12 protein-coding genes are annotated in these 14,770 nt (G+C 40.2%); 3 read left to right on the top strand and 9 right to left on the bottom strand.

Features of this window, described 5'->3' with window-relative positions:
- Positions 1 to 206: 206 nt before the first annotated feature.
- The 5 genes from L1D21_RS15715 to L1D21_RS15695 form a co-directional block, all read right to left on the bottom strand.
- Entirely contained in the window at positions 207 to 1,403 is a 1,197-nt protein-coding gene (locus L1D21_RS15715) for a glycosyltransferase (protein ID WP_239846209.1), read from the bottom strand.
- Between the two features lie 84 nt (positions 1,404 to 1,487).
- On the bottom strand, positions 1,488 to 3,671 hold the full coding sequence (locus L1D21_RS15710; protein WP_239846208.1) for a polysaccharide biosynthesis tyrosine autokinase: 2,184 nt from the start codon (positions 3,669 to 3,671) through the stop codon (positions 1,488 to 1,490).
- A gap of 76 nt (positions 3,672 to 3,747) precedes the next feature.
- Positions 3,748 to 4,191, bottom strand: a complete 444-nt coding sequence (locus L1D21_RS15705) for a low molecular weight protein-tyrosine-phosphatase (protein ID WP_239846207.1) — start codon at positions 4,189 to 4,191, stop codon at positions 3,748 to 3,750.
- Positions 4,192 to 4,194: 3 nt separating this feature from the next.
- Positions 4,195 to 5,358: a polysaccharide export protein gene (locus L1D21_RS15700; RefSeq protein WP_239846206.1), complete on the bottom strand. Its 1,164-nt coding sequence runs from the start codon at positions 5,356 to 5,358 to the stop codon at positions 4,195 to 4,197.
- A gap of 1,020 nt (positions 5,359 to 6,378) precedes the next feature.
- Entirely contained in the window at positions 6,379 to 7,275 is an 897-nt protein-coding gene (locus L1D21_RS15695) for a hypothetical protein (protein WP_239846205.1), read from the bottom strand.
- Positions 7,276 to 8,057: 782 nt separating this feature from the next.
- Between L1D21_RS15695 and L1D21_RS15690 the strand changes: the two genes are divergently transcribed.
- The 3 genes from L1D21_RS15690 to L1D21_RS15680 all read left to right on the top strand — a co-directional run bounded on the left by L1D21_RS15690 (position 8,058) and on the right by L1D21_RS15680 (position 10,515).
- Positions 8,058 to 8,255, top strand: a complete 198-nt coding sequence (locus L1D21_RS15690) for a hypothetical protein (protein ID WP_239846204.1) — start codon at positions 8,058 to 8,060, stop codon at positions 8,253 to 8,255.
- A gap of 833 nt (positions 8,256 to 9,088) precedes the next feature.
- Complete coding sequence (locus L1D21_RS15685) at positions 9,089 to 9,322, top strand: hypothetical protein (RefSeq protein ID WP_239846203.1); 234 nt, start codon at positions 9,089 to 9,091, stop codon at positions 9,320 to 9,322.
- A 14-nt stretch (positions 9,323 to 9,336) separates the two neighbouring features.
- Positions 9,337 to 10,515, top strand: a complete 1,179-nt coding sequence (locus L1D21_RS15680; protein ID WP_239846202.1) for a site-specific integrase — start codon at positions 9,337 to 9,339, stop codon at positions 10,513 to 10,515.
- Positions 10,516 to 10,657: 142 nt separating this feature from the next.
- On the opposite strand, the gene L1D21_RS15675 is transcribed toward L1D21_RS15680, so the two are convergent.
- The 4 genes from L1D21_RS15675 to L1D21_RS15660 all read right to left on the bottom strand — a co-directional run bounded on the left by L1D21_RS15675 (position 10,658) and on the right by L1D21_RS15660 (position 14,682).
- A complete protein-coding gene (locus tag L1D21_RS15675) occupies positions 10,658 to 11,221 on the bottom strand; it encodes a hypothetical protein (protein WP_239846201.1) in 564 nt (187 codons plus the stop codon).
- 525 nt (positions 11,222 to 11,746) lie between these two features.
- Positions 11,747 to 12,157 carry a hypothetical protein gene (locus L1D21_RS15670; protein ID WP_239846200.1) on the bottom strand — a complete coding sequence of 137 codons (411 nt, stop codon included), beginning with the start codon at positions 12,155 to 12,157 and terminating at the stop codon, positions 11,747 to 11,749.
- Positions 12,158 to 12,451: 294 nt separating this feature from the next.
- Positions 12,452 to 13,627, bottom strand: a complete 1,176-nt coding sequence (locus L1D21_RS15665) for a cell division protein FtsZ (protein ID WP_239846199.1) — start codon at positions 13,625 to 13,627, stop codon at positions 12,452 to 12,454.
- Positions 13,615 to 14,682 (bottom strand): WYL domain-containing transcriptional regulator, encoded by a 1,068-nt coding sequence (locus L1D21_RS15660; protein ID WP_239846198.1) that lies wholly within the window; start codon positions 14,680 to 14,682, stop codon positions 13,615 to 13,617. Before L1D21_RS15660 ends, L1D21_RS15665 begins: the two co-directional genes overlap by 13 nt.
- Positions 14,683 to 14,770 lie beyond the last annotated feature (88 nt).

Raw genomic sequence — 14,770 nt, 5'->3', positions numbered from 1 at the left:
ATACTAGACTCAACCCCCATAAAAAACCTTATTCGAAAAGCAGATTAAATAAAACTCATTATCAGAAAAAATCAAATTTACTTTAAAAATTGAATAAATAAATATTAATTATCAAAAAATACCTCTAGGCTTTACTCGTGATCATTAAACCTATAATAACTATCATTATTATATTTAAACTAAGAATTTAAAACCATTTTTAACAGTTATAATGCACTAATCAAACGATTCATTTCATTAACATGTTTCTCAATAGCGAACCTTTGTAACACGAGCTTATGTTCATCATCAAAACTAAAATTTAATGCACCCTCTATAATATTTTCACAAGCCAATTTTATTTCAGAAAAACTATTACATATTAACGATTGTTCTGAGAAAATCTCGTAAATTTCTCCTGAGCCGCCAGCTCCATAACCAATAAAGGGAATTTGATATCTCTGCGCTTCAACAAGGGTTCTTCCGAATGGCTCTAGCCATTTGGTTGGTACAATCAAAATATCAATTTTTGAGAAAAAATCCTTCGATGCAGTAAAACCTAAATCTATTATTGTGGGACAACCATGCCTTCTATTAATCATATCAACAAACTTATTGTCACCATGGCCAGCAACAACAAAACTTACATCACTATATTTTGATTCTAGTTCACTTGCTAATCTTACAAAATCATCATATCCTTTTTCTAATGATTTCCTCCCAATAAAACCGAAACTTATTTCATCCTTATTACCCTTTTGTTCAAATCGTAAATCAATATCAAACTCTATTGGATTATATACGGTTGAACTCTTAACATTCCACTTATCCAATTCTTGTCGGTAATAATCACAGATATGGTTTGAAACACCAACGAATAGATCTAAATGTTTTAGTTGACGACACCTTATCCATCGCCAAAAATATACCATAAACTCGGATTTACTTTTAATCACACCATGACGAAACATTGTTGTTGCAGGATCAAAAAAATAATAATCTCTTGCAGTATGTATTAACTTTATTTTTGCGTATCGGTTTTTAACAAACTTAATAATCCCACTAGAAAAACCAGCTAAGTTATTTGTGTGTATTACATTAGGTTTAATCTCTTTTATTAAACTATTCAGTTTTGAAAACATGAACGGATTATAATTATCAAGCAAATGCCACGCCAACTTAACAAACACATTTCGATTAACTTGTTCAAATGGCCAGTATAAGTTAGCCAAAGAAAGGTAATGAATATTGACCCCACGTATATTTACACATTTATTTACAAATTCATAAGACTTAGGAGATAAACATGCAACATGGACTTCATACCCTAATTTAACTAACCCTTCAGCTAACAACTGCACTGATACTTCCGCACCGCCAACTTTAAAAGGATAGTAAAGCGTATTTAAAATTAATATTCTCACGTTAAGTTCCAAAACTTTTTGGGCTAATTATAAAAATCAATTTTTTCACCAGCAAATATATTTCTTATGAATAATATTCATTGATTATTTATCGCTCTGATAGCTGTAGTTGTAATAACCATAGCCATAAGTGCTGCTGGCTTTTTTCTCTACCGCGTTGAGAATGAAGCCTTTGACTTCGATGCCAGCCATTTCAAAACGGTGGTGGGCAATTTCGATCTCTTTAGCGGTACTGACTTCAAAGCGTCCCACCATTAAAGTAGTGCCAGCAAGAGCACCAACAATGCTAGGGTCGGTCACGGCAAGCACTGGCGGTGTATCGATAAGCACTAAGTCATATTGCTCCGATGCCCAAGCTAGGAACTGTTTAAATCTTGGATGCATCAGCAGCTCAGATGGATTTGGCGGCACGATACCACGAGTGATAACATCCAGGTTGTCGACCCCGGTAGACTTAACCACCTCTTCAGCAGTTGATTTACCGACCAGCAAATCTGACAAACCATCATCGTATTTAAGGTTAAAATGACGCTGTAAATAGCCTTTACGCATATCACCGTCGATGATCAGCACCTTTTGTCCTGCGTTAGCAATCACACCGCCTAAGTTTGCAGTAACAAATGATTTCCCAATTGAAGGTGACGGGCCAGTTATCATGACTACATTATTTTTAGCTTCGAGCATGGCGAAATGCATGCTAGTACGAAGTCCACGCAGCGCTTCTATTGAAAGGTCGGCAGGATTAGATTCTGACAGCAAGGTTTCTTCAACGTTAAGGCTAGTCTTTATCTTGGTGCGCTTAATCTTCTGCTCAAGCTGGTTTTGTAACTGAGATAACGGAATGCTAGCGTAGACGGGAATGCCCAGCTCTTCGATTTGATCAGGACTTTCTACTCCTTTGTGGATCGCCTTATTCACCAATACGAGTGCCACAGCAATAAATCCACCAAGTAAAATAGCAACCACGACCACTAACAGTTTTTTAGGTTTTACCGCTTCGGTATAAGCCTGTGCTTCGTCGAGTATACGCACATTTCCCACTGTGCCCGCTTTTAACACGCTAAGCTCTTGGACTTTACCCAGCAGCTGAATGTAGATCGCTTGGTTGACTTCAACATCACGAGTAAGACGCAAGATTTCCCGTTGTGTCAGTGGTAAATCTTGGATCTGCTGATTCAACTTACTTTTTTCTTCAAGCAGCACATTACGTTTATCTAACAACGAGATGTAAGCAGGATGGTCTTTAGTGTAGCGCTGGCTGATATCACTCTCTTTAAAGGTCAGCTCATTCAGCTGCGCTTCAAGCTCAACCATTACTTTGAGCTTTGATTGGGCTTCAAGACTTAAATCAACCGACTCATGAGCCTGACGATATTGATTTAGGTTATCTTCGGCCAGCGTTAGTTCATGTTTGATGTCCGGTAAATGGCCTTGAAGAAAGGCTAGACTCTGTTCGGCTTCAGCCGAGCTACGCTCGACATTCTGTAAGAAATAGTTTTGCGCAATATCATCTAATATTGTTTCGATATCGGCCTTGTTCTCCCCCACAAAGGAAAGCAGCAAAATACCGCTGTCTTTACCACGCTCGCTAATGGAAAGGTTTTCTTGTAACCATTGCACCGCATCCATTTTCGATTGCTTTTCAATGGCAAATGAGTCACCGGTACTGGCGTCGATTTGACGAACAAACACAGCAAATTCGCCTTTAGTGGCTAGCTCGCCCACCTTACCTGACAAGATTTTTTTGCTTTCTTCATCGAATACGCTGTAACTGCCGACGTCAGCATTATCGACAATGAAACTAAATTTAGCGGGTAAATCGATATAGCCAGGGATGAAAAAGCGGGGAATATCGATATCGATTTCACTCTTTGTTAAACGCGCTAGCCCCTGACCAATCGCAGGCAAATAACCCGGTTTAATTTGGGTGGTCAAATTAAACTTATCCACCGTCTGACCTAAGATCATCCGCGATTTAATGATCTCAATCTCAGTAACAGAAGAAGACTCAGAGGAGAACATATCGCCCATATCGCCTACCAGTGCAGAAATATCAGAAGATTTTGACTCAACCTGGATCAGTGCATCGGCTTTATAAATCGGGGTTGCTAATAAAACATAAGCCGCCCCAAAAATAGTAAACAACAATGTCAAACAAATGATGAACCAACGCGCATCAATTAATGTGCCCATTAGTTTAATCAGATCAATTTGTTGCTGGTTATTTTGTCGCGCACTAGAGGTATGAATAGGTTTAGTACTGCTCATTTTCGGTCACAATTCCTACTGAATTTGTTTTAGGCTTACCTGTAATTTGAGTTCATTTATTAAAGACGATTACAGACTAAGCTAATTTTGTTGCCCAAGCGGCTGTTGCGGCATCAATTAAGCGATAGACATGCTCGAAAGCTTCTTTGCTTTGCCGATATGGGTCGGGAATATCTTGCAGGCCATTTTCAGAGTTTAACCAGCGGCCGAGTAACATAGTTTTGCCTCTGGCTTCAGGCGCTAAACTTGTTACCGCTTTAATATGCCCTTGCTCCATCACCAAAATGAGATCGGCCTGATGACATAAATCTGCGGTCAGTTGCCGAGCGCTATGGGGTTGTAAATTCAGCCCATGCTGCGCCGCAACTTCTGTGGCTGTGCTATCAGCTCCTTTTTCCACCAGCGCGTTAATCCCCGCTGATGCGATATGCTTATCTGGCAGTAGTGCTTTAAGCTTGTATTCTGCAGTGGGTGAGCGACAGATATTGCCCACACACACCACCAAAATATTGTTAAACATCGCTTACCAACCTTTAATTCGAGTAATGCTTTCGGTCAGATCATTAACACCTGAGATAGTGGGCACTAACTGACGGATAACACGATCCCAACGAGTGATGGGCGCGGCGGTGACGTAAACGATGTCGTAGGGCTGAATATCAAACTCTGTGCCCATGATCATTGAGGTGGGATTAGAAATATCTAACTGATAAACATTAGCGATGGTATTGCTTGTTTGTTCAGTTTGAGTCTGATGGTGATTTGCAGCATCTTGATGAGCACTGCGAATAACAAACACGCCTGTAGCATTAGCCGTCATCTGGTTTAGGCCACCCGCTTCGCTTAATGCTTCGGTTAGGCTCATGCCGGCACGGTCGATTTTTACCGTTTTGGGCTGGATGACTTCGCCCATAACAAACACTTTTTGGCCATCATTACGGGGAATATGCACAATATCGCCGTTTTGCAGTAAGCGGTTCTGGGTTAGATCGCCCTTCTGCATTAATGCGTAAAGAGAAATAACCTCATCTTTACCGTTACGAGATAACACGACATTTCGCCAATCAGCATCACTTGCTAACCCACCAGCATGGTTAATTGCATCGAGTAAAGTGAGCGGCACATTAGTGATAGGTTGGCTACCAGGCTTAGTCACCTCACCTGTTACGTAAGCTTTTTGAGAACGGAAATTAGCGACATTAACATCAACTTGTGGGCTTTCTATGTACTTAGCTAATCGAGTTGCCATCTCTTGACGAATTTCGACCACCGACTTACCCGCTACATGTACAAAACCAATGTAAGGATAAAAAATACGACCATCTGCACGAACCCAGTTACCTGAGTCGGTTGCACTACGGTAAGAACCTGCAGGAATGGTGAGTTCAGGATGATCCCAAATGGTGACGTTTAAGATGTCTGCCGCACCAATAAAATATTCATATTGACTGATTTGAGTATCTAACTCTGGATTGGCAAGAGCTGTTGGAGCGGGAAGCGCCATTTCACGAAGTAGTTTCGGAGTAAGAGTGTAAACAAAAACGTTCAACTCAGTGTTATCAACTTGCTCTTGGTTCTCAATTTCGCTTCCACCATCAAAGTGTTGGCCAGGAAGCGCACAACCAGAGAGAGAAAGAAGTAATACAAATGGAACTAATACTTTGATTTTTTTATTAATTATTTTCATTTTTAACGACTAATTTCTAATAAGAAATGAAAGCGAAAAACCATTTCAGCGCACTGTAAGTAGCTTGGCGAGGAACGGATGCTAAACATAACCATATGGTTTAATTCGCAATGTAGGAATAACCGCATGATTGTAAAAATTTCCGAGGGATTCTATCAGTAAAGCGTTCGAGCAAGCGAACAATACTTATGGATTTGATAGCAATAATATTGGCTAAAATTGAATTTTTGACACGCTACCGCCCATCGACATTCGATTTAGCCGCATTTCGAAGTTGTAACATTTCATCATTTTAGCAAGAGCTAAAATTGCAAAGTGTTATAAAAAATTTTGTTAAGTCAAAAAATCGACTCAACCCTGCCATTCACTAGCCCTGCCAAGACAGATTCACAAGTGACTGTAAAAGCAGATTTTCTACAAAGTATGACCGCCATCGCACTAAATTAAAATGACATAAAATAGGTGGATGCCAATTTTCTGACGCGGATATTAAAGGGAATTTTTTTAAGTTACAAACGCTACACATTGCTACATTCACTTAACCAAATGTTGAAATAAAACAACATAACGACATTTTTAGAACAAACACCCCACTTTTAACGATAAAAGCAAAACAAATACCTTTGTTTTACTTCAAGAATAGAGAATCGTAAAACATGCCGATAAATCGTAGGAAAAGACTGAACGCCCAAATTGTGACCAAAGTAAAGAATTTGACGTTTTTATTTTGAAAAGAGAAATTCGTAAGGTAGGAAATTAATCAAAAGGAATTTACAAATAAAAAGAATGCCTCAAGAGATGCTATAAACTCGCCCCTAACGTGCTTATCCATAAATACAAGAGAAAGCGCGTTCTTGTAGATGATTCTCGGTAACTCGAGGAGTACTGACGTTCTAGACGTCAGTACTGATGCCAGAGTCAAAGTACTCTGACATCGTCATACACTGTCTGCTTTGTCATCTCTGCAGACCTTAGAAAAGACACTTTTAGTGTCTTTTCTTCGTTTTGGTGTCTTGCGATTTAGCCGTAAAATACATCATTAAGTTCTGAGCAATATACCGTCCGGTAAATCACATTTTGCTTTAACAGATTAACGTCCTCCTCTGTCAGTACTGGTAGCTTAGTGGCTTTGTCATAGCGCTGGGGCATTTCTTGGTGTAACTCGACATGAAGCCGTTTAATGTCGTTGAGCACATTTAAAGAATGCGAGAACAGCATCACTTTGTCATAAAACCCGTGTTTTAACCCATAGAGCCACTTCAACAAAATGGTTTGCCTGCTGGCTTTGGTTTTAAAAGAGTGCTCCATCTCCACTGCGGCTACACTGCCGTCAGGTTCAATGGCGATTGCATCCACATTGCGAATGTCATTGGATTTGAACATGCGCTTAAACTCTGGCTCAGTCACATACGAAAGCCAAAGCGGTGTCTCGTCTCCGGACTTTGATATGTGGTGCAGGCCTTTTATTAATAGATATTGCATCATCAAATCATGCATTACAGTGTTTTGATTCACCCGCAAACTTGGCTCGCTTGAGCGAAAATAGATGGCTATTGATAACAGCTCTTCTGCATATTTAGCGCCGGCATAATCAAGGATATAAACCCGCCCATCCATCGACCGATGGGTTACCACCAAGCACAATAGTTGCTCTTTTACTAGTTTGTTTAGATGCTCTAACGCGAGCCGATAAGGAATGTTGTAAAGCTTGGCAATAATACTGGGTGAAATGAGGCCAAATCTGGCCACTAATTTAATGGTCATCATCCGTCGTAATTTGCCGGTTTTATTATTATTGCAGCCGGGGAAATAATTCATTGGAATATAAAGGTAAGGTTGGTATTTTTCCACCGACAACCGGGCCAATGATAGGCTGTGATTTATCTGTTGCAGCGACTGAAGAAACTGATGTTGCATTCGATACCTTTATTTCTTGATACGTAAATGGGTATCTCAAGTAGTTTCACCTCAGGCAAATCATCCTTAATTACGACAAAACGTCGCGACATTCATTCCGAGAAGCCGTTTCATCCCGCTCGGGATGAAAATAGCGACCGAAGTCGCTACCAAGCCAGGCCTTGCCTGATGACGATGTCACTTCGTGCCATCGTCATATGCCTTGAAACGCCCGCCAACGCTGATGACTCGTCATCCGCGCCGGCTTACGAGCTGCGCTCTAGCCTTTCAAAGCATTAAACGCGCATGTACCGAGCTACGCTCTGTACTAACCGCATTTTCGCCGCTTCCGACGAGGGGGAGGTGTGCCACCTCTGTCCCCTCTTTCGTCGCTCAGCTTTTCTGTCGAAAAGACTTACTGTTTAGCGCTCAATTTGTACCAAATTGACGCTAAATTTTGCTAAAGCAAAACGTAAATACGGTTAGTACAGACCAGCTGTACATGCGCGTTGCTCCTTTGAATTGCTACTTCGTATCAACCCAAATCCGCTTATCGCTCGCCTGTCTTACAGGCCTATTTATTCACAAAAAATCATGCTGATTATTTGCTGAAAAGCAGCCACGTTGTGCGCTAAAAAGCAGTCACCACAGTGCTTGCAATGACAAAATAACCCAACAAATACAGTCACTAAATACCGAATTACATAGGTTAAAAAAACGTAAAAAAAGGGGTTGTAATCGAACTTTTTTTCATTAATGTCGAAAAAGAAGTCACTCAAAAATTACTCAATAAGGAGCTTAATATGAGCAACATTAATAACCTAACCCCTTCCGTTAATGTCGATGGAACACCGATGATTGAAGGTACTTATGTCGATGTCAACGGCAACGTATTTGGCACCACAGACTCTTCGGATATCTCCACCTGCGACAGTATGGACACGTTTGAGAGCTCATCATTTGATTCCAGCTTCGACTCGTTCGATAGCTTCATTGATTGATAAAGCTGCAACTTATAGGAGAGCCATCTAATGAAAATCAACTGGGATGATGTGGCATTAAGGGCGCCAATACTCTTGGCAAATTACATCGTGTTATACAGCCTCTACAATGTCTTTGTGCTTCAAAGCCTTGTTCACTTAGTGATAAGCGAGCTGTTACTTTTAAAGTGGGTTTATGGCCATTATTTATTTGAACGTCGTGTTAAGCAGAAGCTTATCACGCCTAGCAGGTGGACACATTTGTACTATGTCAGCCTTAAAATCGTTTAATCGGGAGGTAAGATAATGTGGTTTATCATTCCATTAATCGTGCTGGTCTTTGGTGGCATTCTTGTAGCGGTGAAAATCGTAAACAGAGAAGCTTCTGCCACCAAAGAAGACTAAACGCCTAACTCGTCAGCCCTTTATCAACACAAGTGAGCATTAGCATTTCAGCTTTGGAATGCATTGCCACTTAGTTGTTAAAAATTCTCGATTCAATTGATTATTTTTCATCCCGAGTTTTGGAGATTCTCATGACTACGATGAGCACTTAAAGCAAGAATATTAAGCCAAAATATAAAAAAAATATAAAAATAAACTGATGAAAATCAGCTATTTGAACATAAATTTAAAAAATATTAAAATTTTTTAAAAAATTTCAGCTTAGTCAAATTTTTCGAGTTTTGAGAATCACTGAAATACTGACTGCATGTTCAGCACGATTAGTCATTCAAAAGCGAGGAATGTAAATGTCACCAATCACTACTGAAANAATTTTTCGAGTTTTGAGAATCACTGAAATACTGACTGCATGTTCAGCACGATTAGTCATTCAAAAGCGAGGAATGTAAATGTCACCAATCACTACTGAAAATGAACGACTCATGAAAGCAAGTAAATGGGCAGAAAGGGAGTTTACAAAGTGCTCGGCACCGCAGAACCGTACAATTAAAAACTGGGTGCTTAAGGGAAAGGTGAGAGGTAAGGTTGTCGACGAAAATGTCTTTGTTTTTGAAAATGAGCGTTTTGGTATACCAAAACATATCAGCGATACCGTAAGTGCTCTTATCGCCGCATCACAATAGGAGGTTGAGAACCAATGGCTAGACCGAAAAGTGAGGCTAATAAGAACTTACCAGCTTACTTGCGATACGAAACGAATACAGGTGATTATCGATTAACACTGACTAATGGAAGCAGAAGATCGGTTGGAAAAATCAGATCTCAGGCTATTCAAATCGCCATAGAATATAATAGAGCTAAACGACCATCAACAGGCTCGATCGTTGATGACTTAATAAAATTGTCTGGTGGCATCAACGGCGAGCAACAGCCATTTGCTGAACATGTCGATAAGCTGCTCGAGATCATATTCACTGAAGAATCTCTCAGCAAACAGTTAGAAAATACAATGCTTAACGATGCGAACCGGGTGAAAGAGTTCTTTAACGAGGTACCTAGCCAAGATATCACTCTTAAGCACGTTCATGAATACTTGAATAAATATCACGAAAACGCTAGTGCTAACGTACATAATCGTAAACTGGGCTTTCTTAAGAAACTGTTTGCCTACGCCATCGACCAATCATTGATGTTAGAGAACCCGGCATCATTGAAAATGAAGAAACGCAATAAAGCTGAAAAGCAACGCCAACGCCTAAGTGTTACAGCTTATCGAGCAATCCATGCTGCAGCGGAACCCTGGTTACAAATAGCCATGGAGTTGGCTTTACAATCAGCACAGGGAAGGCTTGAGACATCGCGCATCAAATACCGCGTTAATAAGCCAAAAGAAGGACAATGTGGTTGCCAATGGTGGCCAGAACCTATCGATGGCATATACGGTACTCTATTCATCCATCGACAAAAAGTCGAAAATAAAGAAGCGAGTCACGTGGCCATCCCTATCGGGAAGGTACTTAAAGAGAGCATCGATCGCAGCCGTGACGGAGTTGTATCTCCGTACGTCGTTCATCGAGTGCCAGACCGCGACAACAAACAGAGCACTTTAACAGATCACCGTTACCAAGTTGACCCCAATTATCTTAGCCGGAGTTTCTCGGATGTTCGTGACGAACTAGGGTTATTTGATCACCTGGAAATGAAACAGCGACCTTCATTTCATGAGATCAGGGCGCTCGCCGCAAGACTGTTTTCAGACATGGGGGTAGACCCACAGGCACGCTTGGCTCACACCGATTCAAAATCGACTAAGGTCTACGTGCAAAACCATCTTGAGTGGACCGAAGTCCCACATGCAGAGATCAAGCTGGCATAGTAAGCATTAATCGCTATCAATGAAAAAGAATTTGGACATTTATGAGTTATGAGTCGGCACAAAAATGACTGATTTCGAATTCGAAAAAGTATGGAATGGCTCTAAAGCTGAGGCCTATCCTTATTTGTTATATGGCAGTTTATTACGAAACCGTTGCAATCCAGTCCACGCCTTCCTTCCTGACTGTAGCATTTTTTAAAACTGGATCTATTCCTGCAATTTTGGAGCGCCCATTAGAGTCGTGCCCCCCATGGATCATATTAAAGACCTGATAGCTATAACCTTCGTTTTTAACTAAATCTATATGTTTCAGTGCTTGGCTATACCCTAATGCTTCTCGATCCTCTCCTTTCCAATTCTCACTAAGAATTACAACATTATTTTCATCAATATATGCGGTATTCCAGGCACCAAAAGCAATTGCTTTTTTCTCATGATTAACGAAAGACCAAGACCACAACCAATTCGCACACGTAAAACCTTCATCTTCCATAAATTGTTTGCGATTAACGTCACTTTCTGGAACTAATTTTTTATACAAAACCGTATCTTGATATTGCGAGTAGTTAACAATCTGAGCCATTAATTTTCGACCTTGCTCATCACCTTGTTTCTCAGCGTTAGCGTATAAGACTTGTAATTTATCCGATGAATAATATCCATCAGAAATACGCTTTAACATTTTATTAAATAACTCAGGTTTCATTATTCACCATCTATTGGGTTGAGTTCTTGTAACTATCTAAATTTCGAAAAAAGCCTACAAGGTGCTTGTTCGATTTGCCATATAACATTTTATTATATTTCCCTCTGACTACAGGGACTGCATACCTCTTGTACTTGATGACGAATTTTCGGGCCTCAGTCAGGGTTTCTGGGTAGAAGATAACATCATGATGTCCTTTGCAGACCCGAATTTTTTGAACAGCACCAGTGCTCAAATAAAAGCTGTACTTTGTTCCACTATCTATTCGGACCTCTTCGGCGCTTTGAAGAGGCGACCAAAATTGTGGGCCTCATCGTCACTATCCTGGCACCAAATAGTTACCGGGCACTCTTTTACCAGATTAAACTCACGCTTGAACGATTTACGGCATGAGAAGCAAGCAAAAACCATTTTGTAAGGAGTAGGCATAGGGCTCACCTAGAGTCATACCAAGGCTGCTATAATCTGCTCGCTTTAGCGCGTCCGGCGACGAAAGTGCGAAGTTGATTGATTTGATATGGTAATTTAGCTGATTCGATTTAAAGGGGGTAACTCCCCATACTTATTTTCATAATCATTTAATAGTTCAGATTCAACTTTCCGAGGCTCCTCACTTTCTATTAGGTTTACATATAAAAATTTATATGGGAATGCCTGAGTAATGGCGCGGTGGCTTTTATAACGACTGCCACATTCATGGGATCCGGAATTGTAATCAGGCGATATGCTCTTTTTAAGTTCTGCAACTCGGTTTAGGAAAGAGTTTGCTTTACCGATATATAGAACGCCGCTCTCATCCGTTCCCAATAATCGGTTTATGGGTATTGGGCCGCCTGACTCACTTAAGCATCTCAATATATAAACCCCTCCAGATTGGCCGTGAACATCGTTAATGTCGTACCACATTTTTTCAGATGATATTTTTATATCTTTCATCAACTCAATCCTCGAGACCAACGCCTTGCTAATGGGCTGCCGAAACTCAATATAGACAGTCCCGTTCCGGCCACAATTTTTGTGGCCGGAACAAAATTAAGTAACTTGTTATATGCCATTTATACGCAATCTCTCCCTGCATAACAAACTGTAAATAATGTAAAAATTTGAAAAAAGATGTTTTAATTAATGCAGTTACTATTGCAATTAAATGAATAGTTGCTGATTTACACTGTCTAGTAAACCATTTCAATAGAAAAATATTAAGCAGTACAAATCTAGGTATAATGAACTCTATTGGTTTAAGCGAGTATATGCGGGAATATCTAATTCAGAATCATCTATAAACCGCCCTGCCTTTTGCTTTAAAAAATCATGTACGTTCAATAGATTATCATCTACTTTCTTGTCCGAACACTGCGGACTTATCACAACGTGATTTGGGTCTGAATTAACATTGAGAGCTACATTTAAGCCTGTTTTGCTAACTGTATTAGTACTGTTTAAGGCTCCACTACTAATGCCAGTAACGATTATCATAAGTTCTAATTCACAATCTAAATCTTCCACTAACGTTAACCCCATTATCAGATGGGTATTGGGTGCCAGTTGTTGCTGAATTTGCTCTCCAATTTCGTAATATTGGTTAAGCTCAATATCATTGGTCGTTATTACGCTGACAATCGCCCCCTTGGCATTGGTAAGCTCAATATCTTCTAATAATGGATTTTTTAATGCTTTCTCTATGGTCTGGGGAATATCACCAGCTTCATCCTGTCTGGCAACCCCCATCGCGGCTCGACCTTTATAGTTAACGACAGCAATAAAGTCATTTAAGTCGATATTAATAAAACCAGATTGGCTAATCGTTGTCGTGAGCCCAATGAGTACATCTTGTAGCACTCTGTTACTCTCAAAAAAGGCATTGACTAAACTAATTTTTTTGTCGAGTGTTTTAACTAATTTATCATTGGGCAAAACGATGAGTGAACTTGCATGCTCTTTTAACTGTTCAAGACCGTTTTTCGCTAGAGCATTTCTGTATTGTCCCTCAAAGCCAAATGGCGCTGTAACTACTGCCACCATAGACTTTTCTAACCTTTCTGCGAGTGATACGATAAATGGAATGGCTCCAGTACCAGTTCCACCTCCCATGCCTCCGGTAACAAAAATGACATCGGCTGTAGTGATATGCTCAATCAACTCAATTTCTGACTCCTGCGCAGCTGCAAGCCCTCTTTGTGGATCGGAACCAGCCCCCAAACCATTTGTTGCTTCAGCGCCTATTTGTAAACGAGCTGAGCAATTTACCGCCGCTAAAGATTGTGTATCAGTGTTTACTGCTATTAGATGTACATTATCGCTCAAGCTCGTCAGGCTCAATTGATTAATCGTATTACAGCCACAGCCCCCGACACCAAAGACTACAATTTTGGGTAAGTGACTACCTTTAGGAATTATTTCGTACATATATCCATCCCCTTGACAGTATTTTTGCCAGAATACCCTGGAGGTGCGTTAGATATGATCGCACCGTGTTGATATTTTTGATGCAATTTACTGTATAAACGAGCAAAGTGACTCCTCAATTTACTCGGAGCAACCACCTCTACCGTGTCATTCATTTGCCATAAGTATGCTCGCAAACTTGGAGTATCTATTACGGTTGCACAAACGTAATAATTACCGTCGTTTAATCGAACACAAGTTTGATCCTCACTCAACTTTGCATTCCTCAATATGAAATTGGATTGAGGTGAAAATAGAAGCTTAATATCGATGGTATTTGATTTTTGTATTTGTTCTGGCAATTTCTGGGTGGGAATTTCGATTATAGGAGTTTCGAGTAGTCGAATATCTTTTAATGAATCTAATGGGCGTGCGTAAATTTTGTGATGAAGCTTACCTATAGTAAAAATCAATAATGGAACACCATCTGAAATTCTGATTCCTTGTGGATTGATAGGGTCATACTCAACCCAGTAGTCATTACCTTTAACAAATCGTTGTATTTTGCATACGAGTTGCCGCTTATTCAGCAAAGCATTTTGAACAATTTCAAGTGACTTTTTATCTGGTTCAATAAGGCAGACAGGTAAAGGTGCTGGCAGTTGTGCAACACGGCACGCCCAATATAACCAAGGACTTTCTGGATCATTACCTAAAACTTGGTCTGCTTGCTCAAAATAAGGCGATAATTGCTTGAGACTCTGAGGAGGAAGAAACTGATTGGCATTGTGTTTCAACGTGTAAAATGCAAGAGCCATCGACTTGTCCATCATCTTAATACTGAAATCGTTCCAACAAGCCGAGATGTACCAACCAAAAGGTTTAGCCCTATCGTCCAACTCTATGCCAAACATTCCCATATCTAGCATCGCTTTAAGTTCACGTTGAACCGTTCTCAATCCGACCCGATATTGTCGGTCTTGCAGCCGCTCTACGATCTCATTTGCGGTAATACGTCTAGGATGCCGAGGGATTTGCTGTAACATCGTAATTTGACGTTGAATCTTTTCTTGCATATCCATTTTCCTTGCTATTTTTATACAGAATAATAACAAGCTGCGACAGCTTTTGACGCATAGATGTTGTCATATTTTTGGTAATAGG

This window comes from Shewanella sp. Isolate11 (assembly GCF_022398315.1).
In the GTDB taxonomy this organism is placed as follows: Bacteria; Pseudomonadota; Gammaproteobacteria; order Enterobacterales; family Shewanellaceae; genus Shewanella.
Note: the sequence above shows the minus strand (reverse complement) of the source record. Positions and strands in the feature narration are given on the sequence as shown.

Bases quoted from the DNA above. Each gene is read 5' to 3' on its own strand.
- L1D21_RS15710 (WP_239846208.1), bottom strand. From the start codon at position 3,671: ATGAGCAGTACTAAACCTATTCATACCTCTAGTGCGCGACAAAATAAC.
- L1D21_RS15705 (WP_239846207.1), bottom strand. From the start codon at position 4,191: ATGTTTAACAATATTTTGGTGGTGTGTGTGGGCAATATCTGTCGCTCA.
- L1D21_RS15700 (WP_239846206.1), bottom strand. From the start codon at position 5,358: ATGAAAATAATTAATAAAAAAATCAAAGTATTAGTTCCATTTGTATTA.
- L1D21_RS15695 (WP_239846205.1), bottom strand. From the start codon at position 7,275: ATGCAACATCAGTTTCTTCAGTCGCTGCAACAGATAAATCACAGCCTA.
- L1D21_RS15690 (WP_239846204.1), top strand. From the start codon at position 8,058: ATGAGCAACATTAATAACCTAACCCCTTCCGTTAATGTCGATGGAACA.
- L1D21_RS15685 (WP_239846203.1), top strand. From the start codon at position 9,089: ATGTCACCAATCACTACTGAAAATGAACGACTCATGAAAGCAAGTAAA.
- L1D21_RS15680 (WP_239846202.1), top strand. From the start codon at position 9,337: ATGGCTAGACCGAAAAGTGAGGCTAATAAGAACTTACCAGCTTACTTG.
- L1D21_RS15675 (WP_239846201.1), bottom strand. From the start codon at position 11,221: ATGAAACCTGAGTTATTTAATAAAATGTTAAAGCGTATTTCTGATGGA.
- L1D21_RS15670 (WP_239846200.1), bottom strand. From the start codon at position 12,157: ATGAAAGATATAAAAATATCATCTGAAAAAATGTGGTACGACATTAAC.
- L1D21_RS15665 (WP_239846199.1), bottom strand. From the start codon at position 13,627: ATGTACGAAATAATTCCTAAAGGTAGTCACTTACCCAAAATTGTAGTC.
- L1D21_RS15660 (WP_239846198.1), bottom strand. From the start codon at position 14,682: ATGCAAGAAAAGATTCAACGTCAAATTACGATGTTACAGCAAATCCCT.